Annotated in this window: 10 protein-coding genes and 1 pseudogene; 9 read left to right on the top strand and 2 right to left on the bottom strand. The window is 69.2% G+C overall.

The features are described from left to right. The first annotated feature begins 425 nt into the window (after window positions 1-425). Window positions 426-9671 carry a hypothetical protein gene (locus tag JD77_RS28475; RefSeq protein ID WP_145776949.1) on the top strand — a complete coding sequence of 3082 codons (9246 nt, stop codon included), beginning with the start codon at window positions 426-428 and terminating at the stop codon, window positions 9669-9671. Between the two features lie 200 nt (window positions 9672-9871). Here JD77_RS28475 and JD77_RS28470 read toward each other — a convergent pair. Both JD77_RS28470 and JD77_RS28465 read right to left on the bottom strand, forming a co-directional pair. Then, window positions 9872-10513, bottom strand: a pseudogene (locus JD77_RS28470) (ISL3 family transposase); the annotation flags it as partial. Between the two features lie 11 nt (window positions 10514-10524). Continuing rightward, entirely contained in the window at window positions 10525-11067 is a 543-nt protein-coding gene (locus JD77_RS28465; protein WP_145776948.1) for a DapH/DapD/GlmU-related protein, read from the bottom strand. A gap of 577 nt (window positions 11068-11644) precedes the next feature. Here JD77_RS28465 and rph point away from each other — a divergent pair. The 8 genes from rph to JD77_RS28425 all read left to right on the top strand — a co-directional run bounded on the left by rph (window position 11645) and on the right by JD77_RS28425 (window position 23727). Next, window positions 11645-14242: a rifamycin-inactivating phosphotransferase gene (gene rph, locus JD77_RS28460; protein ID WP_145776947.1), complete on the top strand. Its 2598-nt coding sequence runs from the start codon at window positions 11645-11647 to the stop codon at window positions 14240-14242. A gap of 246 nt (window positions 14243-14488) precedes the next feature. After that, on the top strand, window positions 14489-16123 hold the full coding sequence (locus JD77_RS28455; RefSeq protein ID WP_246141052.1) for an esterase/lipase family protein: 1635 nt from the start codon (window positions 14489-14491) through the stop codon (window positions 16121-16123). A gap of 116 nt (window positions 16124-16239) precedes the next feature. Beyond that, entirely contained in the window at window positions 16240-16935 is a 696-nt protein-coding gene (locus JD77_RS28450) for a GntR family transcriptional regulator (protein ID WP_107074326.1), read from the top strand. A gap of 156 nt (window positions 16936-17091) precedes the next feature. Further along, complete coding sequence (locus JD77_RS28445; protein ID WP_145776946.1) at window positions 17092-18258, top strand: BMP family lipoprotein; 1167 nt, start codon at window positions 17092-17094, stop codon at window positions 18256-18258. 10 nt (window positions 18259-18268) lie between these two features. Further along, window positions 18269-19840 (top strand): ABC transporter ATP-binding protein, encoded by a 1572-nt coding sequence (locus JD77_RS28440; protein WP_145776945.1) that lies wholly within the window; start codon window positions 18269-18271, stop codon window positions 19838-19840. Continuing rightward, the gene (locus JD77_RS28435; protein WP_145776944.1) at window positions 19840-22053 is read left to right on the top strand and encodes an ABC transporter permease subunit; all 2214 of its coding nucleotides are present in this window, start codon (window positions 19840-19842) and stop codon (window positions 22051-22053) included. The genes JD77_RS28440 and JD77_RS28435 overlap by 1 nt, the downstream gene beginning before the upstream one ends. Window positions 22054-22055: 2 nt before the next feature. Then, window positions 22056-22955, top strand: a complete 900-nt coding sequence (locus JD77_RS28430) for an amidohydrolase family protein (protein ID WP_170286578.1) — start codon at window positions 22056-22058, stop codon at window positions 22953-22955. 19 nt (window positions 22956-22974) lie between these two features. Beyond that, window positions 22975-23727 (top strand): cupin domain-containing protein, encoded by a 753-nt coding sequence (locus tag JD77_RS28425; RefSeq protein WP_145776942.1) that lies wholly within the window; start codon window positions 22975-22977, stop codon window positions 23725-23727. Window positions 23728-23740 lie beyond the last annotated feature (13 nt).

Genomic DNA, 23740 nt, shown 5'->3' with positions numbered 1-23740 from the left:
CCCGATCACAGCCGACCACGGCAGGAGGGACTCCTGACCGTGAATCGCATGGAGCCAGTTCTCGCGTGACACGCCGCCGGGGCCCGGCGCGGGGTGCGGATGTGTGGTGGCCCACGTGTGGGCGGGATGGCTCGCGTCGCCGGTGTCGACTACCGTCACTCTACGGTGATGGTGCGTGGCTCTCGGCGATCAACACTGCCGGTGGTGGTGGGCGTCGGTCGGGTCGTGGGGTGAGGTGTTGGGGTCTCGGCCGCCGGGCGGGCGACGGTGCCGAGGTCATCGCCGAGGAGATGGTCGGGGGCTGGGGTGGGCGGTCTGCGCGGCTGGCTGATCCGTACTGGGTGTCCTTGGTTCGGGGGGCGGGGAAGGAGCGTTGCGCGTTGGTCGCCGCCGCTTTTTCGACTGTTGAGCTCAGTGAGAGTTCGTTGCGGGTTTTGGAAGGGTTCACCGGGGTGGGGGTGTCCCGGGCGAGGTTGCCGTTGTTGTGGGATGACATCGGCACGCTGGAGTTGCTGGCGGGTCGGGTGCGTACGGTGCTGGGTCCGTTGCTGGAGCAGACGGTCAGGGCGGTCCGGCAGGCGGGGGAGGGTGAGGCCTTTGACCGGTTCGTGGCGCAGACCGTTCCGTTCGTGGGGAAGATGGCCGAGACGGCCGATCTGATGCTCGCCGTGGTGGAGGCGGAGAAGAAGTTCTTCCTGGAGACGGAGACCGGCAAGCGTACGACGGTGGCCATGTTCTCCTTCATGCAGGCCGAGTTCGCCGCCGCCGCCGCGATGTGGTGGTGGAATCCGGTGGGGGCGGCGACACACGTCGCCCAGACGCGGACGATCATCCAGGTGGTCCTGCGGTCGGCGTTGGTCCGGTCGGCGGCGAGTAGCACGGCGATGCAGATGCTGACGATGCCGGGTTCTGCGCTGCTGGCCGAGGTGTCGATGATGACCGATGGTTTGCAGTCGGGGGTGAACTGGTCGGCGGTCGGTAAGCAGGCGGCGTACGCGGGGGCGGTGGCGTTCCTGAGCACGGCGGGCGGGCCGGCGTTGGGCAAGGCCGCTGGCGCTGTCGCCGCCGCGGTCAGCAAACTCGGCCTGTCGGACAGCACCAAGATGCTGTTGACCGATCTGTTGACGCGGCCGGTGTTGGAGACCGGCACGGAGGGAATCTTCGGTATCGGTGCCAGCTTGATGGTCGACGGGTACTGGGACCCCGGCAATCTCGGTGCGGATCTTCTGTCCGGGGCGATTTCGGGGGCGGGCGGGTCGGCCGCGAGCGGCCTCGGGCTCGTCGTGAGTCGCGCCATGAATGGGCCCCGGGTGCAGATGCCTCGCCTGGACTTCACGCCCGACGGTAGGCCGGTCATGCCGGTGGGGCCGACACCGGTTGGTGGGGACACATTCACGGGGTACCGGACTGGGGCCGATGATCCGAAGGCTGTGGGTGCCGGCGGGCAGGCCCCGCCGTCCACCCCGCCGCCGCTGCCGCTGCCGGGGTTGAACCTGCCCGCGCCGAGTCTGGACCTGCCCGCGCCGCGCCTGGATCTGTCGGTGCCGTCGTGGTCGGTGCCGAGCCTGTCGGTGCCGGTTGCGCCGGTGCCGGCGTGGGTCGCGGCAGCGGGTGGGCCGGTGGTCGAGCGGTGGTATCGGTTCCAGCAGGATCTGGTGGACCGTTACGGTGGGTTGCTGGCCGGGGTGGCTCGGGCGGGCGAGAGCATGGCCGCCCTCGCCATGCCGATCGAGGGGGTTTTCGCCGGGTGGGTCGAGGCCCGGCGGGGTGATCGGGTTGTTGCGGGTTTCCTGTCTGCGGTCGGTCTGCCCGCTGCCGCGCTGACCGAGGGATTTTTGACGGGTGTTCGGCAGCGGGCGGTGGCCGGGATGGCCGAGGCGTTGGCGTCCGCGGGTGGGCAGTTCCCGGCCGGGGTGCGGGCGCAGCAGGTGGTCGCCGGGCTGCCGGCGGCGTTCGACCTGGAGGCGTTGCGCGCGATCGCGCACCTGGCCGCCGAACACCACATCGACCGGTACCTCGCCGCCGGCCTACCGACGGCCGCTGGCACGTCGTGGGCCGTTGGCACGCCGACAGGTGCCGGCGTGCCGGCAGGTGCCGGGGCGGCGGTGCCGTCCGCCGCCGCGATCGAGGCGGTCAAGAGCGCCGTGCGGGACCGGGTGGACCGAAGCCTCAATGCGATCCTCGGCACCTCCGCACTGCCCGCAGTGCTGCCCGCTGTGGTGGCCGGTCCCGACGCCGCGCAGGTGAGCGCCGTGGCGGACGTGGTCCGGCAGGCGGTCAACGACCTGCCCGCCCGTTTCTCGGCCGCGGCCGTTCCCGGCGTCACCGGACCGGCCGCCGGTGTGGCTACCCTCGACGTTCAGGAAAGCGGGCGTACCGGCGCGCCGGCCGTACCGGTAACACCCGAGCAGCACACCGCGGCGGCGGCCGGCCTGGCGCAGGCCCAGTTCACCGCCCTCGCCCACCGGTACGGCCTGGATCCGACCGGTCACGACACCCTCGCCAGGCCGTTCCAACAGGAATGGAAGGACCGATACCAGCAGGTCCTCGCCCAGGCCGCCGGCAGCGCCACGCCCGCCACGCCCGGCACGCCCGGCACGGCGGGGACGCCAGGCACCCCGGACGCGGCCAGCGCCGGTAGTACCGTGCCCGCTGGCCCCGCCGCCCCCGCCGATGGCACGCCGATCCACCACCACGCCAACGCCAGCGGCCGTGACAACGCCAGCGCCGGCGGCCGTGACAACGCCACCGCCAGTGACATGTCGATGTCCAGCGATGACGTGTTCAGCAACCTCGACACCAGCGACACCATGTCGATCAGTGACGTGTCCTTGCCGGACGAGTCGCTTGGCGGGGTGCCTGGCAAGCACGGCCTCAGCGACGCGGATTCGTTCAGCGACGCGGGTTCGTTCAGTGACGCGGGTTCGTTCAGCGACGCGGATTCGTGGCGGGGTGTGTCGTTGCGGGACGGACCGGTCAGTGGCGGCCCCGGCAGACACGGCGAGCCGGCTGCCACAACGACTGGGCAGGATCTCACGCCGTTCGGGTCCGGGCAGCGGGCCGCCGACTGGGCCGCCGCGCAGCAGGTGCGTCCCGGCAGCGGTGACCTGTGGTGGTGTGTGGCGGCCACTCTCGATGTGTTCCACACCGAGTACAAGCGGCTGGGCAACCGGGCGGTGTTCGACGACCGGATCATCGGACCGGACGGCCGGCTCGCGCCCACCATGGGCTGGCCGCAACTGATGGAGATCCTCGACACGGTACCCGAGCGGGTCGCCCACCCGGACGGGGTCGCGGGAGAGGACGTGCTGGCCGCGTTGCGGGCGGCGCCGGGGTCGATGGTGGTGGTCAGGGCCGCGCCACCGAACGAACCGCAGCACGTGTTCGCCCTCCACAGCCAGCCACAGGATCCCGGGCCGCCGAGGATCCGGGTGCGGGACCCTCTGCTGCCCGGCGCCGCCGACCGACCCGAGCCGGACGACCCGATACGTGATCCGTGGCTGCGACACCTGTTCGCATCCAGCACCCGGGTGGCCGCGTTCGACGGAGACGGGCGACCCGCCACCATCACCGACCTCCTCGGCCAGGCCGCCCGCCACCCGCGGCCGACAACCACGACCGGCACCGACACCAGCGCGTTCCTGCTCGCCTCCACCAGCCCGCCACGCGGCCCGTCCCACGCCATGCGGGCAGACACCACCGCCCCCGACCCGGCCGACTCCCCCCACTCCGATCCACTGGTGGACCCGGCCGATCTGCTCTATCTGCTTGTTGAGGCCGTGGGCACGGAACCCGACCCCGAGCCGCAACCGATGGATCCGCGCAAGGACGACCCGTCTGGTACCGGCCCGGTGTCCGGTGATCAGGAATTCCAGAACGTACGGGACCCGGATCTTGACGGGATGAATCTGGGCACACCACACCTCGACGACGAGTGGGAGCCGCCGCGGAACACCGGACAGGTCGAGTCCCCGTACTGGGTGAGCGATCCGGGTCAGCCCCAACAAGCACCGTTGCCCGACCCTCCCGTGGGCAGCCAGTGGGTGCTCAACAAGAAGGACGCCCGGACGCTGTTCGCCCAGCACGCCAACCACATCGCCACCACAACACGGCAGCAGCCGGAGAATCTGCAGGAGTTGTGGAACGCCCTGATCCACCGTATGGAAAAAAACGGGACCATCACCGCCAGCCAGCCGGCCCTCGTCGAGGCGACAAACACAGCGCTGTCGACGGTAAGTAAGCGGATCAAGATATTGCTCGACAGTGGTCTGCTGCAGTTGGTCCAGAAAGCTCACGGCGGTCGCGGGGTGACGCAGTACAGGGTGAGCGATCCGGGTCAGCCCCAACAAGCACCGTTGCCGGACCCTCCTGCGGGCAGCCAGTGGGTGCTCAACAAGAAGGACGCCCGGACGCTGTTCGCCCAGCACGCCGACGACATCGCCACCACAACACGGCAGCGGGATGGTCTGCGGGAGTTGTGGAACGCCCTGATCCGCCTTATGGACGACGCCGGGATCATCACCGTCACCCTGAGAGCCCTCGGCAAGGCGACAACCCCCTCCATGGACCCGAGAACGGTGCAGGACCGGATCGGGGTATTGCTCCGCAGTGGTCTGCTGCGGCTGGTCCGGGAAGGTCGCGGTGGCGTGGCGGCGCGGTACGGGGTGAGCGCTCCGGTTCAGCCCCGGCAAGCACCACCGCCGGGCCCTGCCCTCGGACCGGACCGCCCGCAGGGTGAGGACCTGTCCCGGCTGGACTACGGGGGCACGTTGCCGATGCCGGGGACGGTATCTGCCTCGTCGGCGGACACGGGCCTGCCCTGGCTGCCAGCGCCGCCCGAGCCGCTGAACGACCCGGACACCCCCACGGCATCGCACTGGCCGACGCACGATGCTGCGATACCCGCCAACGTCGACCCGCCCATCGGCAATCAGCCCGACGACGGCCGCAGGAACCTCGGCGACTGGGCCACCAACCAGGGGGAACCCGCCGATCTGCTCGATGTGGACCCGGTCGATCTGCTCTATCTGCTTGAGGCCATGGACACGGCACCCGACCCCGAGCCGCAACCGACGGATCCGCACTGGCCGCAGGCCCCGCCCGGCCCGATATCGTGGTCGCAGCCCAGCGGCCCCCAGCCCAGCCAGTTCCCAGGGACGCAGTCGTTCCCGCACGGACTGGACGGGCAGGATCCGGCACCTCAGTTGCCGATGCCCGGGCCGGTACCTGCCCCGCCGGCGGACACGGGTCTGCCCTGGCTGCCAGCGCCGACCGGTTCGCTGAACGACCCGGGCATCCCCACGGCATCGCTCTGGCAGGCAGGGTGGGATTCCGACATTGGTGCGACCGACGAGCACGGTGCTGCTGCGATACCCGGCGACTTCGGCGCGCCCATCGGCAATCAGCTCGACGACGGCAGCAACAGGAACCTCGACGACCCGTCTGGTACTGGCCCGGCATCCGGTGATCAGGAATTTCAGAACGTGTGGGACCCGGATCTGGATGGGATGGATCTGGACACACCAAAGCTCGTCGAGTGGGGGCCGCTGCAGGACACCGAGCAGGTCCAGTCCCCGCTGTCCGGAATGCCAGGGGTGGATGTCGCGTGGGTGCCGTTGGGGGTGGGGGACAACGCGACCGTGGCGGTCCCGCAACAGCGGGATGCGGGAGACCACGACCCGTTTCATCTTGGCCCGAGACTTCTTGACCCGGCATTCGTGGAGGATCTGTGGATGCCGTACCTGGACCTGGACCTGGGTGTGGGTCTAGGTCCGGGAGGGGTGGAACTGTCGGCGCTGCCGCCCGGCTGGGGGTGGACGCCACCGGACGGCACCGAACAGGTCGATTCTTTGTACCCGCCGTCTGGGGTGCCGGAGGTGGATGTCGCGTGGGCGCCGTCGGTGGTGGGGGACGACGTGACCGCGCCGGACGATCGGGATACGGAAGATCACAACCTGTCTTCTCTTGACCCGGCGCTTCTTAACCCGGCATTCACCCAGGATCTATCGATGCCGGACCCGGCCCCGGGCCCGGACCCGGATGCGGATCTGGACCCGGATCTTGTTCTGGACCCGGACCTGGACCTGGTTCTGGACCCGGGTCTTGTTCTGGACCTGGACCTGGACCCGGATCTTGTTCTGGACCCGGATCTGGATCTGGTCCTGGACCCGGATCTGGTTCTGGATCTGGATGGTGTGGATGGGGTTGGCCGGCCGGTGTTGGAGTTCGCGGTGCCGGCTGATGGGTATTGCGTGTTGTCGGCGTTCGTTGTCGCTGATCCGGTGTGGGTGCGGGACGTGTTGGCGCAGGCAGGGGTGCTGCCGGCGGATCTGTATGAGTGGCTGTCCGGTCCTGAGCGGGTGCGCGTCAGTGTGGGGCGGATGGCTGGTGCGGTGCCGGCCGGGTCTGGGTTGGCGCGGGTGAACGAGTTGTTGCAGGCCCGTGTCGGGTCGTACCTGGACACCTGTTTCGGGGGGTTGCCGGCCGATGTGGTGGTGCAGCGGCGGCATCTGCCGCAGGGGGAGCCGTTGCGGCAGGTGCGGGAGCTCAGCGATGGGCAGGTGTTGGCGCGGCTGATGGAACGTGTCGGCGACCAGGGCGTTTCGGTGGGCGGTGTTGTCACCGAGGCGGCTTTCCTGGATGCGGGGCGGATCAGGCAGCGGTATGACGAGGCGCGTGCGGAGTTGATCGGGTTGTGGCTCGATCCCGGTTCGGTGACGGATGTGCCGCAGGAGCAGTTGGACTTCGTCAATGGGCGTGGCCGGGGTTTCCCGGTGGCGTTGTTGGCGCCGGATCGGGCCCGTGACTATCTGGTCCACGTGTTGAGCACGTCTGACGGGCCGCTCGAGGCGGACGAGTTTGCCGAGGTCGTCGACACGGTGGCCAATTGGGACCGTCGGTGGGCCGGGCCGGGCGGGGAGTTCCTGCTGCCGTTGCTGGCCCACGCCACCGGTAGCCGGATCACGGTGGTGCAGCGCACCGGGCGGGGGGTGAGCCCGGTGGCGGTGTTCGGGCCGCGGGACGGCCGGCGGGTCGACCTGTACTACGTCGCGGCCGACCCGGCGAACCCCACCCACCACAACCACTACAACGCCGCTGTTCCCGCTGCTGTCCCGTTACCATCGGTGCCGGCCGAGCTGCCGCGGTCAGACGAGTGGGACCGGTTGTTCACGCGATTCTCCAGCGTGATGGGGCTGCCAGGTGCTGAGGATGTGCGCCGTGGTCTGCAGGCGCAGTTCGACCTCATCATCGACAGAACCGACTTCGCTGAAGCGAACGGCCTGTCCCCGGAGGACGTTCACCGGCTGCGGCAGGCCCTGGACACGCGCGGGACGTCCGTTCCCCACCTCAAGGGGGCGCTGCTACGCCTGATGTCCGAGGTGTACGAGGTCAACATCACCCTGGCCTCGGCCGCGTCGGGGTTCCACGACAACTATGGTTTCGCACCCGGGTATCCCAGGATGGTCGCACTGGGCTACCCCGACACTCAGATCACGTCCGGCCCGGCATCTCCGCACACGCGATCCATACCGATCCGTACCGGCCAATCGGCAGGCCCGCACCCCACACCGCAGCCGCCCCCAGCGGCCTCCACCACCAAGGCGCCACTACCAGAACCGCCAGATCACGTGGTCACTTGGCGGCCCGGCACGGACGGGCCTCAAACCTTCCGCGAATACCTGAAGACGCTGGAAAAAAAGGGTGAACTCCCCGACCGGGTATCCCTGCCTGAAAAGAAAAACTTGGGGCCGGGAATGGCCGCATGGGTGAAAGCCTGGGCACAGGGACTACAGGGTAAGCCCGCCCCCGACGGCCACCCCTACACCCAGGATGAGGTAGCCGAACTATCCGGCAACCTGATCGACAAGACATCGGTCGGGAGATATTGGCGGGAGGCGGCGCCGCCGCTGCCCCCACCACCAGATCACGTGGTCAAATGGCGGCCCGGCACGGATGGGCCCGCCACCCTCCGCGAATACCTGAAGAGGCTGGAAGAAAAGGGTGAACTCCCCGACGGGGTATCCCTGACTCCCGACAGAAAGGGGAAGCTGGGGCCGGGGATGGCCGCATGGGTGAAAGCCTGGGCACAGGGCTGTAAGCCCGCCCCCGACGGCCACCGCTACACCCAGGATGAGGTAGCCGAACTATCCGGCAACCTGATCGACAAGACATCGGTCGGGAGATATTGGCGGGAGGCGGCGCCGCCGCTGCCCCCACCACCAGATCACGTGGTCAAATGGCGGCCCGGCACGGATGGGCCCGCCACCCTCCGCGAATACCTGAAGAGGCTGGAAGAAAAGGGTGAACTCCCCGACGGGGTATCCCTGACTCCCGACAGAAAGGGGAGGCTGGGGCCGGGGATGGCCGCATGGGTGAAAGCCTGGGCACAGGGCTGTAAGACCGCCCCCGACGGCCACCGCTACACCCAGAAGGAGGTAGCCACACTATCCGGCAAACTGATCGCCCCAGAATCGGTCGGGAGATATTGGCTGGAGGGAGCGCCGCCGCTGCCCCCACCACCAGATCACGTGGTCACATGGGGGCCCGGCACGGACGGGCCCGCCACCCTCCGCGAATACCTGAAGACGCTGGAAGAAAAGGGTGAACTCCCCGACCGGGTATCCCTGACCCCCGACAGAAGGGGGAAGCTGGGGCCGGGGATGGCCGCATGGGTGAAAGCCTGGGCACAGGGACTACAGGGTAAGCCCGCCCCCGACGGCCACCCCTACACCGAGGATGAGGTAGCCACACTATCCGGCAAACTGATCACCCAAGAATCGGTCAGGAGCTATTGGCGGGAGGCGGCGCTGCCCCCACCACCAGATCACGTGGTCACTTGGCGGCCCGGCAAGGACGGGCCCGCCACCCTCCGCGAATACCTGAAGACGCTGGAAGAAAAGGGTAAACTCCCCGACGGGGTATCCCTGCCCAAAAAGAAAAAGTTGGGGCCGGGGATGGCCGCATGGGTGAAAGCCTGGGCACAGCGACTACAGGATAAGCCCACCCCCGACGGCCACCCCTACACCCAGGATGAGGTAGCCACACTATCCGGCAAACTGATCACCCAGACATGGGTCGGGAAATATTGGCGGGAGGCGGCGCCGCCGCTGCCCCCACCACCAGATCACGTGGTCACATGGCGGCCCAGTAAGGACGGGCCCGCCACCCTCCGCGCATACCTGAAGACGCTGGAAGAAAAGGGTGAACTCCCCGACCCGGTATCCCTGACCCCCGACAGACAGGGGAGGCTGGGGCCGGGGATGGCCGCATGGGTGAAAGCCTGGGCACAGGGCTGTAAGACCGCCCCCGACGGCCACCGCTACACCCAGGATGAGGTAGCCACACTATCCGGCAAACTGATCACCCGGCAATCGGTCGGGAATTATTGGCTGGAGGCGGCGCCGTCGCTGCCCCCACCACCAGATCACGTGGTCACTTGGCGGCCCGGCAAGGACGGGTCCGCCACCCTCCGCGAATACCTGAAGACGCTGGAAGAAAAGGGTGAACTCCCCGACCGGGTATCCCTGACCCCCGACGAACAGGGGAAGTTGGGGCCGGGGATGGCCGCATGGGTGAAAGCCTGGGCACAGGGCTGTAAGACCGCCCCCGACGGCCACCCCTACACCGAGGATGAGGTAGCCACACTATCCGGCAAACTGATCAGCCAATAATCGGTCGGGAGATATTGGCGGGAGGCGGCGCCGCCGCTCCCTCCACCGCCACCCGGAACGGGTAAAGGTCTTGAGTTGCCATTTGATTTACACCTTCTGCTTTAGTTTTAGTTCTTGAGTTTCACGGGCCTTGGGGGTTTCCTAACGCTCGTGTCACCGGGGATCATTTACCGTAGTTGATCTTTAGGGGCTCTTCGAACTTAAGCGGGGTTGAGGTGTCCGCGGTGGCGTCGGGTGGTCGCGGTGCGGGTGCGTAGTCGCTGGTTTTCAGGGTTGCGGAATCCGTAGGCGTCGCGGGCGATGGTCTTGATGACGCGGTTGGTGCCTTCCGACCCGGCGTTCGTGATAGCTGTGCGTAGGAACGCGTGGATCTGCGGCCACCAGGTTTCGACTGTGGTGGCGAGCCGGTGCAGGTCGGTGGCGGTGCAGCGGTTGTAGCAGCGGTGCAGCAGTCGGTGGACGTGTTCCCGGTCGGGTTGGGTGCGGGCGGTCGCGAGCAGGTCGAGCAGGTCTTCCTTGGCATTCGACGCGGCCAGGATCGGGGCGCCGATCTTGGCGGGCAGTGCCTCAAGGGTGTCGACCAGGCGGTCGACGTGCTTGCCGGGCATGCGAGCAGCGCGGCGGGTCAGCCGGTTCCGCATCCGCCATTCCAGGTCGGTGCCGCGGCCTCGACGCCCGCGCTGGGTGAGCGTGACTCTGCGGCGGACCTCGGTAACGGCCCGGTTGGCCAGCTGCACGACGTGGAAATGGTCAACGACCAGCAGCGCGTGCGGTAGCACCTGACGGACGGCGGCCTTGAACACGGTGCACATGTCGATCGCCACCGCCTGGATCTGCTCGCGCTCGAAAGCTGTCACCACCGCCGGTGCACGGTGGCCTTACTGCCGGTCACCAGGCTTGCCGCTGGAACGTCGTCGGCCACGACCGCGCCCGCGGCGACCACGGCATCACGGCCAATGCTGACGCCGGGCAGGATCGTGGCACCGGCGCCGATCCACACGTTCTCCGCCACGTCGATGGGCGCGCCGCTGAGCCACCCCCGTCGCTCCTCAGGATCGACCGGATGACCGACGGTGATGAACGTGGCCTTTGGGCCGACCATCACGCGTTCGCCGAGCCGGATGCCGGCGTAGTCCAGGAACGTGCAGTTCTGATTGATGAACACGCGCTCCGCCAGGTCCAGGTGAAGGCCGTGGTCGGTGTAGAAGGGCGGATAGATCGTGACCCTCGCCGGCAGCGGCCGGCCGAGGATCTGTTCGAACAGTTCCGCCCTGCCCGCTTCGTCCTCGAAGGGCAGGACGTTCAGGCGGGAGGTGAGCTCGGTGACCCGCAGGACCCTTTCGGCCATGGCCTGGAACTCGGCGCTGTGGATGCGCATGAGACGGTCACTGGACATGCCACGATCCTCTGAGGTGTACGGCCCGGCGGGTGTCGATCATCCGGCCACCATGCCACATCCGACGCTGGAGCAGCGCATCGAACCGGCACGATCAACTCGCTCGTCCGCCGTCGCCCAGACGCGGCTTCGCGCCTGACCGATCCGCTGGTTCCTACCTGCGGGAGACGGCGGCGCGTCGACGGCGTTCGGCCATGCCGACAAGGGAAACTTCCGCCGCTGCATCCGAAGGCCGATGGGACATCCGCCTGGGCCGACGACGCGTACGGCCGGCCGTACGCGGCGCGCCGCCGCTGCACGAAAAGCTTGTCAGTTTCAGTGAACAGCGAAAGGAAAAGGCAAGGAGACATCTCCCTGCCACTTCTAACGTATATCGCACCAGGGGGCTTGCGGCAAGACCCGGGTTGTGGCGCAGAATCGTCGGCCGAGGTCACAACCTGCGGAAACGGGGGCACGACGTGCGTGTGTTGGTGTCGATGTACGGGGGACGCGGTGATTGCGAACCAGGGGTGGGGGCGCTGGTGAGTCGGTCGGCTGGTGCGGTGCGACGGAGCACGGCTGTCTCGGAGGTGTCGCGATGATCGAGCAGTACGTGTTGGATCTTCAAGAGGTCGACGAGACGCGGGTCGCGGTCGTCGGCGGCAAGGGCGCGCACCTGGGCGGGCTGTCGCGGATCGAGGGCATCCGCGTGCCGGCTGGCTTCTGCGTGACGACGGACGCCTTCCGGCGGATCATGGCGGAAGCGCCGTCGATCGACGATCGGATCGATCAGCTGTCGCGCCTGAACCCGGACGACCGGGAGGCGGTCCGCACCCTCAGCGGGGAGATCCGCCGGACCATCGAAGGGATCGCCATTCCCGACGATCTCACGGCGGCGATCACCCGCGCGCTCGTCCGACTCGGCGAGCACGCCGCCTACGCCGTCCGGTCCAGCGCGACGGCAGAGGACCTGCCGACGGCCAGCTTCGCCGGCCAGCAGGACACGTACCTGAACGTCGTGGGGCCGGCGGCGATCCTCCAGCACGTCAGCCGGTGCTGGGCGTCGCTGTTCACCGAGCGGGCCGTGATCTACCGCCAGCGGAACGGCCTTGACCACCGTACGGTCCACATGGCCGTGGTCGTGCAGCAGATGGTCTTCCCGCATGCGGCCGGCATCCTGTTCACGGCCGACCCCGTCACGGGCAATCGGAAGGTCGCCACCGTGGACGCCAGCTTCGGCCTCGGCGAGGCCCTGGTCTCCGGCCTGGTGAACCCGGACGTCTTCAAGGTGCGCGACGGCGGGATCGTCGCCAGGGCGGTCGCCGCCAAGCAGCGTGCCGTTCACGCCCTGCCGGCCGGCGGCACGCAGGAAGTGGCGATCGACCCGGCGCGGCAGGAGCAGCCGGCGCTGACGGACGCGGAGGTCGTGCGGCTCGTCCAGCTCGGCCGACGGATCGAAGCGCACTTCGGCCGCCCGCAGGACATCGAATGGTGCCTGGTCGACGATGGCTTCCAGATCGTTCAGAGCCGGCCGATCACCACGCTGTTCCCCATCCCCGCGGCCGGCGACGCGGAGAACCACGTCTACCTCTCCGTCGGTCACCAGCAGATGATGACCGACCCCATGAAGCCCCTGGGGATCTCCATGTGGCAGCTGACGGCCATGGTGCCGATGCACGAGGCCGGCGGGAGGCTGTTCGTCGACGTCACCCGGCGCCTGGCCTCGCCCGCGAGCCGCGCCGGTCTCCTCGAGATGGCGGGTAGATCCGATCCGCTGACCAGGGACGCCCTGGAGACCGTCCTCGACCGCGACGACTTCGTCCCGTCGCTCCCGGACGCAAGTCCCGGCGGGCCGCCGGTCGGCGGCGCGTCCGCCCCGATCGAGACCGATCCGGCCATCGTCACCGAGCTGATCGAGCGCAGCCGGGCCTCCATCGCCGCCCTGCGGCGCGACATCCGGACGAAGACCGGAGCGGCGCTGTTCGACTTCCTGCTGGAGGACTTCCAGGAGCACAAGCGGGTCCTCAGTGATCCGTTGAGCATGCAGGCGATCATGGCGGGGATGGAGGCCACCTGGTGGCTCAACGACCGGCTGTGGGAATGGCTGGGCGAGAAGAACGCGGCCGACACCCTCACGCTGTCCGCCCCCGGCAACGTCACGTCGGAGATGGGACTGGCGCTGCTCGACGTCGCCGACGTGATCCGCCCGCATCCAGAGGTGGTGGCGTTCCTGCAGGGCGTCGAGGACGAGGGCTTCCTGGACGAGCTGCCGAAGCTCGCGGGCGGGACCGAAGCGCGTGACGCCATCGAGGCCTACCTCGACCGGTACGGCATGCGCTGTGTCGGCGAGATCGACATCACGAGGCCGCGGTGGCGCGAGCGTCCCACCACGCTCGTACCCGTGATCCTCGACAACGTCAGGAACTTCGAGCCGGGCGCCGCCGAGCGGCGCTTCGCACAGGGGCAGCGGGAGGCGGCGAAGAAGGAACACGACGTGCTGTCACGCTTGCGGGCCCTGCCGGACGGGGAGCAGAAGGCCGACGAGACCAAGCGGATGATCGACCGGGTCCGGACCTTCATCGGCTACCGGGAGTACCCGAAGTACGGCATCGTCAGCCGCTACTTCGTCTACAAGCAGGCGTTGCTGGAAGAGGCCGAGCGCCTCGTGCAGGCCAACGTGCTCTCCGCGAAGGAGGACATCTTCTACCTCACGTTCCAGGAGCTCCACGACGTCGTGCGCGCGAACCGAGTGGATGACCAGCTCATCCAGCAGCGCAAGGACATGTTCCGGTCGTACCAGGCGCTCACGCCGCCCCGGGTGCTCACGTCGGATGGCGAGGCCGTCGTCGGGGCGTACCGGCGCGACGACGTGCCGGCCGGTGCCCTGATCGGCCTGCCGGTTTCCGCCGGGACCGTCGAGGGGCGGGCCCGCGTCATCCTCGACATGGCGGAGGCCGATCTCGAGGAGGGCGACATCCTGGTCACGGCCTACACCGATCCCAGCTGGTCGCCCCTGTTCGTCGGAATCACGGGCCTGGTGACGGAGGTGGGCGGCCTGATGACCCATGGCGCGGTGATCGCCCGGGAGTACGGCTTGCCGGCCGTCGTCGGCGTGGTAGATGCCACCCGGCTCATCCGGGACGGGCAGCGGATCCGCGTGCACGGGACCGACGGGTACGTCGAGATCCTGCCTTGACCGTTGTGGGCGCCCGCGGAAGGAGTAAAACGTCTGCGGCATCCCGTCGTCGGCGCACTGGAGTTGACCTGTCAGCCCCTCGCCGCATTCGGTGGGCCGAAACCGCCGCAGCCACGCATGATGTCGCACCGCAACCCGGCGCTGCCACGGTCACCGGCGCGCGGACGGGTTCGACCGAAACGTCCTCGTCGGGATCGGGAACGCGGGAGAGTTGGTGCAAAGCCTCACCTGCGTGAAGGAGGAGGGGTGCCGAGCCGTTGGCGCTTGCTGGCACTGCTCGGGGTCGCCGCCGTCGTTCCGCTGGCCGAGTCCCTCGTGTTGGTGCCGATCGGTTTCCGGCAGGCGGAGGGATTGATCGGGCAGAGTTCGGCGGTCTGGCCGTACGACTCCTACCACGACATGCGCTGGCTGTTGGTCTACCACAATTCCTGGTGGGTGTTCGGGCTCGGCCTGGTGGGGGCGATCGTGGCGCGCGGGGCGCTGTCCGCGGCGCTGGTCGGCCTGTCCTGGCCGGCCGGGAGCCCCCGGCCGGTACGGCGGGCCCTGCTGCTGCGCAATCTCGGCGTGGCGGCGTTGACGGCCGCCATCGTCGCGCCGTTCGCCGCGCTCGCGGTGGCCGCTTCGGTGGTGTCCCTGTCCTGGGTCCTGTTCGCCTCGCTGATCCCCATGGTGGTACTGGCCCCGTTCCTGCAGCGGATGGCGGTGGGTGCGGGCTGGTGGCGCGGCCTGCCGACGGCGAAGCTGTTCGGCTGGTCGTCGTTGAACTTCGTGGTCATCACCGCGGCCGGTGGCCTGGTGTGGAGCGCCCCGGAGGAGTGGACGCCCGTCGTCGCCGTGGCCGTCGGGATGATCAACGGCCTGCTGTGGAACCGGACGGTGCGGGCGGCCGTGCTGCCCTCCCACGTGCGGTTGCGACGGGTGCCGGTGGTGCCGATCGTCGTGGTGCTGGTGCTGGCCATCCCGCTGGTGGGGCAGGCGCTCGCCCAACGCGACGGCGCGCGGAGCACCTTCTCGCCGCCGATCTTCAACCAACCGCTACCCCAGGGGGTGCCCTACGCGGTGATCCTGATTGCCGGCCACAATTCCGCGTACGACGGCCGGCCCGCCGCGGATCCGAACGTGGAGCGGTTCTCGTACGACGGCCTGGACTCGGGCGGCCGTCCGCTGCCGTACCGGTCGACGGCCACCCACCGCTCGCTGGAGTCCAGCGCGCAGCTGCTCGCCGTGCAGGTCGAGGCGGTGCACCGGCGCACCGGCCGGCCGATCGCCCTGGTCGGGGAGAGCGAGGGGGCGATGGTGGCCCGCACCTACCTGCGAAACCCGCCGAAATCGCCGGTGACGGCGCTGGTGATGCTCAGCCCGCTGGTCCGCACCGGCCGCGCGTACTACCCGCCACCGAACGCCGACTCCGGCTTCGGCGTGGCCACCGGCTGGCTGCTACGCGTCATGTACGCACTCGCGGGCGTCGGCTCGGCAACCGAAGACCACCCGGACGAGCCGTTCATCCGCTCGCTTCTGGAGGACGCGCCGTTCTACCGCTTCCAGACCCTCTGCCCGATTCCAGGCGTGCGGGTGGTCGCCTTCCTGCCGATCGTCACCGCGGCCGAGTCCACACCAGGCCCGTTCACCAAGATCCCCGTGGTCGAGGTGCTGTCGCTCCACGTCGAGTTGCTCGGCCGGCCGATGGTGCACGACGAGGTGATCGGCTTTCTCGCCGGAGCGGACGTCAGCCACGTCCGTAGAGAGTACGGCCTGCTGCAGCGGCTCGGGGCAGCCTGGCAGGCACCCCTTCTGACGGTCAACGCGAACCCGGTGTGGCGGCCCAAGGCGCCACCCGGGCCAGCGTTCTCGTCGGCCCGGATCTGTCGTACGCCCCGGTGAGCGACAACCGACGGCCGGCTTCCCGGGGTGCGGCGCCCCGGCACGGCCACCGCAACGGGTATCATGCATCAAGCTCAGGGGGAGTCCGGGCAGTGGTCTAGCGGAAGTTTGGAGCTATGTCGGCGGCGCACAGGGCATCCGCTGGGGTCGCCGACAACGACGTCTCGAAGAAGGACGTGATCGTCCAGAGGCTTCGTGAGGAGATCGTGTCCGGCGTCATCGCGCCCGGGGAGAAGCTCTCGGAGGCGCGCCTCGCCGAGCGGTTCGGGGTCAGTCGGATGCCGGTGCGTGAGGCGTTCAAGGAGCTCGAAGGCGCCGGATTTGTCTCGATCGAGCGTCGCCGTGGCACGTTCGTCAAGAGCCTCAGCCGGCACGAGATCCTCGATCTGTTCGAGGTGCGTGAGGCGGTCGAGGGGATGACCGCCCGGCTGTGCGCGAACCGCGCCAGCAACGAGCTCATCGCGCGGATCGACGAGGTGATGGCGTCGATGCAGGACTGCGTCGACGCTGGCGACACCGACGGCTACAGCGCCACGGACGCGCGGTTGCACGAGCTCATTACCGAGGGTGCTGGCAACGATCGGTTGAGCGACCACTACCGGTTGCTGGTCCAGCATCTGAACCGCGGCCTGCTGTCGTCGATCGTGACCAGGCGAGAGGGGCGGATGCGGCGGTCGCTCGCGGAGCACCGCGCCGTCGTGTACGCCATCCGCGCGCGGGACGCCGATGCGGCGGAAGAGGCCATGCGTGCCCACGTGCAACGCGGTCGCCTCGAACTCCAGGACGAGGTCACGGCGAAGTTCGGTCACTGACCGGTCGGTCGCCGACCGGTCCGGCGCCTTCCGCGCCCGTACCCCGGCGTGGCCTGACCGGCCCTCCTTCCACCATCGCCTGTGCCGACGCCGAGTCGGCCCGGCCTGCGGCAGGTCATCCGAGGTTCAGGTCCGATCAACCTCTTGACAACTGGTATGGCAGATCAGCAGTATCTGGGTCACGTCACCGCGTTTCCGCAGTCTACGCGCCTGTATCTGCCATACCAGTCTCTTCAACGGTCCGTTTCACCCCTGTTACCTGAACGGGCAGCAGCCGACGAAAGGGCTCGCATGCGTACCAAGATCAGGGTCTTGTCAGCCGTTACCGCCATACCCCTCGCGCTCTCGGCGTGTGGGCCCTCGGGCGAAGTAGCGGCCGCCGACGGGACCAAGAGCATCGGTTTCATCTCCCAGGCTCCCCGCAACGACGGCGGGTTCACCCAGTTCGGCCTGGCCGGCGTCAACGCGGCGATCGAGGCTGACAAGAACCTCAAGCTGTCCTCCATCGTCGACAACGCCGCCAACTCCCAGGAGCAGATCCAGGGCCTTGAGTCGCTGGCCGCGAAGAACCAGATCGTGGTCGCCGACGGCGCCTCGTTCAACAAGTCCGTCGCGGTCGTGGCACCGAAGTATCCGAAGGTGCGCTTCATCCTGGTGGCCGCCGACCTCGACGCCTACGCCGAGAACGTGACCTCGGTCAGCGCCGCCGTCGGCTACAACGCCATCGTCGTCGGGGCCGTCGCCTCGGCGCACTCCCGGACCAAGAAACTCGGGATGATCGCCGGCCTCCAGGTTCCCGCGTCGGGCGCGTGGTACTACGGCATGGCTCAGGGAGCCGCGCTGGAGAACCCGAACACCAAGGTCGTGCAGACCTACACCGGCGACTACAACGATGTCGGCAAGGCGAAGCAGGCCGCCGAAGCCATGATCGCCAGTGGCGTCGACTCGATCCTCTCCGACCTCGACAGTGGCTCCGGGGGCGTCTACCAGGCCGTCGGCGGGTCCGCCAGCCCCGCCGACGTGTACGACGTCTTTGCCCTGCACTGCGACTCGAGTCCCCACATCATCGGCTCCGGCGTAGTGAGCTGGTCCGACATCCTGAAGAACGCTGTCGCCGACGCCGCCGCCGACAAGCTGCCGGCTGGCGCCATCAGCTACGGCCTTGGCACCGGCGCGCTGCGGTTCGAGTTCTGCCCGGGCAAGGGAACGGCGGAGGAGAAGGCGCTCGTCGAGCGGATCACCAAGGACATCACCGACGGCAAGATCGTCGCCGACAAGGGTGTTCTCCTTCCCAAGCCGGCCTACCACTTCGAGCAGCGTTAGGCCGCCGTCGATGAAGACTCGTCCCGATTCCGGCCCCGCCCTGCGCGGCGCGGACACCAGAGCCCCCGCTCTCCGGCTCACCGGAGTGACCAAGAGGTTCGGCTCCTTCGTCGCCAACGACGCCGTCGACCTCGACATCGCCTGGGGTGAGATCCACGCCCTCCTCGGCGAGAACGGTGCGGGCAAGACGACGCTCATGCGGATCGTCACCGGCCTCTACGCCCCCGATGAGGGTGGCATCGAGCTCGACGGAGAGCCGGTGCGCTTCCGCAAGCCCGAGCACGCACTACGGGCCGGAATCGGGATGGTCCACCAGCACTTCACGCTGGTACCGACCCTGACCGAGCTGGAGAACCTCGCCATCGCACCCGCCGCCGTCCCATGGCGCAACGGTCTGGCCGAGGCGCGTCACCGATCACAGGAGGTCGCTTCGACGACCGGCCTGCGGATCACGCCCGACCGGCTGGTCGCCGACGCGTCGGTGGGGGAGCGGCAGCGACTGGAGATCGTCAAGCTGCTGTGCCGAGGCGCCCGGATCCTGATCTTCGACGAGCCGAGCGCCGCGCTGAGCCCGGGCGAGTGGGACGAACTCGCCAACCTGATGCGGCGGCTCGCCGCCGACGGTCACGCGGTCATCCTGATCTCGCACAAACTTTCAGAGGTCTTCAGCGTCGCGGACCGGTACACCGTGCTGCGCCGAGGCGCGGTGAGCGGCTCGGGAACCATCGCGGAGGCGACCCCCGACCACCTGGTGACCCTGATGGTCGGCGATCGCGTGGCCGACCGTCCGCCGCTCCCCGCCGGCACGCCGGGTCCCGCCGTCCTCACCATCCGCGGCCTCGACGTCGCTCGGGACGACAGCCAGCCGGCCGGGCCGAAGGCACTCCAGGGCATCGACCTCGAGGTGCGCCGAGGCGAGATCCTGGGGATCGCCGGTGTCGCCGGTAGCGGGCAGTCCGAACTCGTCGAGGTGCTCGTGGGCATCCGGCGGACGCTGTCGGGCACCATCGAGCTGGCGGGGCGGCCATTCACCCACCGGTCGCCGCGAGGGTTCTTCCGAGCCGGCGGAGCCGTGATTCCGGAGGACCGGCACCACGCGGCGATCGTCCCCGGGATGGCCCTGTGGGAGAACATCACCCTACGGTCGCTGCGCCGCGCGCCGCTGAACAGGCGGGGACTGCTCGACATCCGGGCGGCGTGCGCCGAGGCCCGCCGGCTGATGGACGAGTTCGACGTGCGCGCCGACAGCGAGAACCTGCCGATCGGGCGGCTCTCCGGCGGAAACCAGCAGAAGGCCGTCCTCGCCCGGGAACTGTCGGGGAATCCGGCCCTGCTGATCGCCGCGCAGCCGGTGCGGGGTCTCGACGTACGAGCGGCGGACTTCGTCTACCGGAGCCTCGTCGCGCACCGCGAACGCGGTGGTGCCGTGCTGCTGATCTCCATGGACCTCGACGAGGTCATCTCGATGTCCGACCGGATCGCGGTGCTCGCCCACGGCCGCATCCAGGGCGTCGTCGACGCCGAGAAGGCCACCCGCGCCAGCCTCGGCGCCCTCATGACGTCGTCGGGAGAGGCCCTGTGATGCTGTCGAAAGACCTGGTCATGCGGCTGCTCGTGCAGGTGGGGGTGGCCTTGGCGGCGCTGGTCGTCGGCGCGTTCCTGCTGCTGGCGATCGGGGTGGCGCCGCCCGACGCGTTCCACGCCTTCTGGAGCGGAACGTTCGGGACGCCGGCCAACGCCGGTACGACCCTGACCCAGGCCGTGCCGCTGCTCCTCGTCGCGCTCGGCTGGATCCTGACCACCCGGGCCGGACGTCTGCACGTCGGCTTTCCCGGTCAGATCCTCGCCGGTGGATCCCTGGCCACGGCGGTCGGGCTGCAGTGCGGAAGCCTGCCGGGCCCGGTCGCGGTGGGGCTCACCGCCGTCGCCGGCATCGTCGGCGGGGCACTCTGGGCGGGCCTGACCGCCTGGTTGTGGGCCTCGCGCGGGGTCCTTGAGATCGTGTCGTCGCTCCTGCTCAACCTGGTCGCGATCCAGGTCGCGAACTGGTTGGTCCGGGGGCCGCTGCAGGGCTCCCTGGACGGTCAACCGCAGTCGGCGAACTTCCCGGCCGCGGCACTGTGGCCGAGCGTCGAGTCGATCCCCGGGCGCACGCTCTCGTACGACGTGGTGCTCCTCCCGGTGTGCGCCGTCGCCGTGGTGCTGCTGCTGTCGCGCACCGCGTTCGGCTTCCGCCTGCGGGTAGCCGGCGGCAACCAGGAGGCCGCTCGGTGGTCGGGCATCGATCCGGTCCGCGAGGGGGTCTCGGCCATCGTGATCTCCGGTGGGTTCGCCGGTCTCGCGGGCGCCGCGCTGCTCTTCGCCGGTTCCGCGCCCTGGATGAGCGACGGATTCGAAGCCGGCGTCGGCTTCAACGGCATCGCGGTCGCCCTGCTGGCGCGCAACTCACCGGTCGGCGCGGTCGCCGCCGCCGTCGTGTTCTCCGCGCTGAACGTCGGTGGGACCGCCATGCAGGCCCAGCTGGATGTGCCGTCCTCGCTGGCGTCGGTGCTCCAGGGCGCCGTCATCGTGCTGGTCCTGGTGGCGGCCGTCGTCCTGAGGGGCAGGAGGGCGCCGTCCGTGGCCAGGCCCGCCCCGCCCGTCGCCGGGCCGGCGTCGTCGCCCGCAGCGGTGCCCGGACCGAGGAGGCCTGACATGGGCATGTTCGACGTCGCGTTCCTCGTCTCGGCGATCACGATCGCCGCTCCGATCCTGCTCGCCGCCACCGGGGAACTCGTCTCCGAGCGGGCCGGCGTACTGAACGTCGGGCTCGAAGGTGTGCTGCTCGTCGGCGCCTTCGGCGGCTACCTCGTGATGGCCGGCACCGGGAACATCGCGGTCGGTTTCCTCGGCGGCATCGTCGGCGGCCTGCTGTTCGGGGCGCTGATGGGCGTGCTCGCGATCGAGACCAAGGTCGACCAGATCATCTCCGGCATCGCGCTGACCCTGCTCGGCTACGGCCTGACGGCGTTCCTCAACGACGACCTCTTCAGCAAGCCACGCGCCTTCGACCCGCTGCCCCGACTCGCGATTCCGCTGCTCTCGGACGTGCCTGTCCTCGGGCCCGCCCTGTTCACCCAGGACGCCTTCATCTATGCCACGGCCGTCGTCGTCGTCCTCGTGGCCCTGGCACTGACTCGGACGACCTGGGGCATCAACCTGAAGGCGACCGGTGAGAGCCCGGTGTCCGTCGACGCCGCCGGCGTCAGCGTCCGCGGGCTGCGCTGGGCCGGTGTCCTGCTCTCCGGGGCCTGCGCCGGAGCGGCGGGAGCATACATCTCCATCGGCGACGTCGGTGTCTTCCGTGAGGCGATGACCGGCGGGCGTGGTTACCTGGCGATCGCCGCCGTCCTGTTCGGCGGCTGGCGGCTGAGCGGTCTGGGCCTTGCCGTCGCGATCTTCGCGGTCACCGATGCCACCCAGTTGCGGCTGCAGGCCGTCGGCGACATCCCTCGTGAGGTGTGGATTGCCGCGGCCCTACTCATCCTGGTGGCCATCGGCGCCGGGCGCGTCCGGCGTGCGGCTGCCGCCTCCCGTCCCGACCGGCGGCGGGCCGGTGCCGTCGAGCTCGCCGGCCTGGCCGTGGTCGCGGCGCTGGTCGTGCTCGCCATTGTCCGGCCGGCCGTGACGTTGCCGGTGTCCCTGTGGCTCGCCATGCCGTACGTGCTGGCGCTCGTCGCCCTCGCCGTCGAGGGCAAACGGCGGCACAAGGCGCCAGAGGCGCTCGCCGTTCCCTATCTGCGAAGTGAGGTCTGACTTTGATCACCGACGTGCACACGCACTTCTGGACTCGGGAGCACCAGCGCTCTCCCTGGACGGACGGGCTGGGGCGGGTCTCGAAGACGCTGGCCTCCGACGAGATCGACCTGGTCACGGTGGAGTCCTACCGTCGGGGCGTCGCGCCCGCCGAGCGGACGATCGTCTTCGGGCTCCAGGCGCAGGCCTCTGGGATCATGGTCCCCAACGATGCCGTCGCCGCATTCGTACGAGAAGTCGGCGGGCAGACCGTCGGCTTCATGTCGGTCGACCCGACCCGCCACGACGCCGTCGACGAAGTGGAGCGCTGCCACGCGGAACTTGGACTGGTCGGCATCAAGATGGGGCCGATCTACCAGGGAACCTCGCCGCTGCACCCCATGACGATGCGGGTCTTCAAGACCGCGGAGCGGCTCGGCCTGCCCGTGATGATCCACCAGGGCGCGATCTTCGCGAACGCCGGCCGGCTGCCCGACGCCAACCCGCTGCTGCTCGACGACGTGGCGTGCACCTTCCCCGACCTGCGGATCGTGGTCGCACACATGGGTCACCCGTGGATCTACGAGACCGTCGTCGTGATGCGCCGGCACCCCAACGTCTTCGCCGACACGTCCGCGATCGCGAGCCGTCCGACGGTGCTGGCGAACGCCTTCTCGGCCGCCAAGGAGTACGGCGTCCTCTCCAAGGTGCTCTTCGGCAGCGACTCCCCGATGGTGTCCGCCGCCAGCGCGACCACCGCCCTCGAACGGATCGTCGCGCGGATGCGGCAGATCGCGCACACGCCCATCACCGACGAGGAACTGCACGGGATCCTGCACCGCCCCTCGTTCGACCTGCTCGGCATCGAGGCACCCGCGGCGCCCCCGCTGAACACGACCGAACTGGCCCGAACCGCCCACTGACTGTTCTACGGAAAGAGCCATGACGACGAACCAGACCACTCATTCCTCGGTGTTCCTGGACGCTGGGGCCGTCCTGGAAGGCCAGCTCCCCGTCGAGATCTCGATGGAGCCGATCCTCCGGGGCGCGCCGTTCGCCTACGAGAGAGTCCTGTACGACGCTGCGGGCTCGTTCTTCGCCGTCTGGGCGTGCGACGCCGGTGTCTATCCCCGCGTGAAGGACAGGCGGGGCTCGTTCATGTACATCATCTCCGGCGAGGCCACCATCACGGACGAGGACGGCACCACCCACGAGCTGACCGCCGGCAGCGTGATCGTGCTGCCGTACGGCTGGGTCGGCGCCTGGGACATCCGCGAGACCATCCGGAAGGTCTACCTGCACACGACCCCGGTGCCGCCGTACCGCGAGGGCGTGCAGCCGTCCGCCTTCCTGGCCGCGGCCGACGTGCACGGAGGTGACCTGCAGCTCCCGCCGGTGGCGGGAGGGGCCTCCTGGGCGCCGCCGGTCGCCGAGACCGTCGTGTTCGACGGCCCCGACGGCCGGTGCGCCGTGCAGGAACGCCGACCGGGGGTGTACCGGCGGGCGGCGGCCGAGGGGGCCTCCTACCTGTACGTCATCTCCGGCGAGGCCACCGTCGCGGACGAGGACGGCACCTCGCACGAGTTGACCCCCGGCAGCGCCGTCGCCCTGCCGGACGGCTGGGCCGGCACCTGGGACATCCGCACCACGATCCGCACAGTCCGCGTCGACACCGCACCGATCGCCGACAAGTGATCGGGACAGGAGA

It is taken from the genome of Micromonospora olivasterospora, assembly GCF_007830265.1.
Lineage (GTDB): Bacteria > Actinomycetota > Actinomycetes > Mycobacteriales > Micromonosporaceae > Micromonospora > Micromonospora olivasterospora.
Note: the sequence above shows the minus strand (reverse complement) of the source record. Positions and strands in the feature narration are given on the sequence as shown.

What these genes read in the sequence shown, in the direction of transcription:
- JD77_RS28465 (WP_145776948.1), bottom strand. Translation starts at nt 11,067, where the DNA reads ATGTCCAGTGACCGTCTCATGCGCATCCACAGCGCCGAGTTCCAGGCC.
- rph (WP_145776947.1), top strand. Translation starts at nt 11,645, where the DNA reads ATGATCGAGCAGTACGTGTTGGATCTTCAAGAGGTCGACGAGACGCGG.
- JD77_RS28450 (WP_107074326.1), top strand. Translation starts at nt 16,240, where the DNA reads ATGTCGGCGGCGCACAGGGCATCCGCTGGGGTCGCCGACAACGACGTC.
- JD77_RS28445 (WP_145776946.1), top strand. Translation starts at nt 17,092, where the DNA reads ATGGCAGATCAGCAGTATCTGGGTCACGTCACCGCGTTTCCGCAGTCT.
- JD77_RS28440 (WP_145776945.1), top strand. Translation starts at nt 18,269, where the DNA reads ATGAAGACTCGTCCCGATTCCGGCCCCGCCCTGCGCGGCGCGGACACC.
- JD77_RS28435 (WP_145776944.1), top strand. Translation starts at nt 19,840, where the DNA reads ATGCTGTCGAAAGACCTGGTCATGCGGCTGCTCGTGCAGGTGGGGGTG.
- JD77_RS28425 (WP_145776942.1), top strand. Translation starts at nt 22,975, where the DNA reads ATGACGACGAACCAGACCACTCATTCCTCGGTGTTCCTGGACGCTGGG.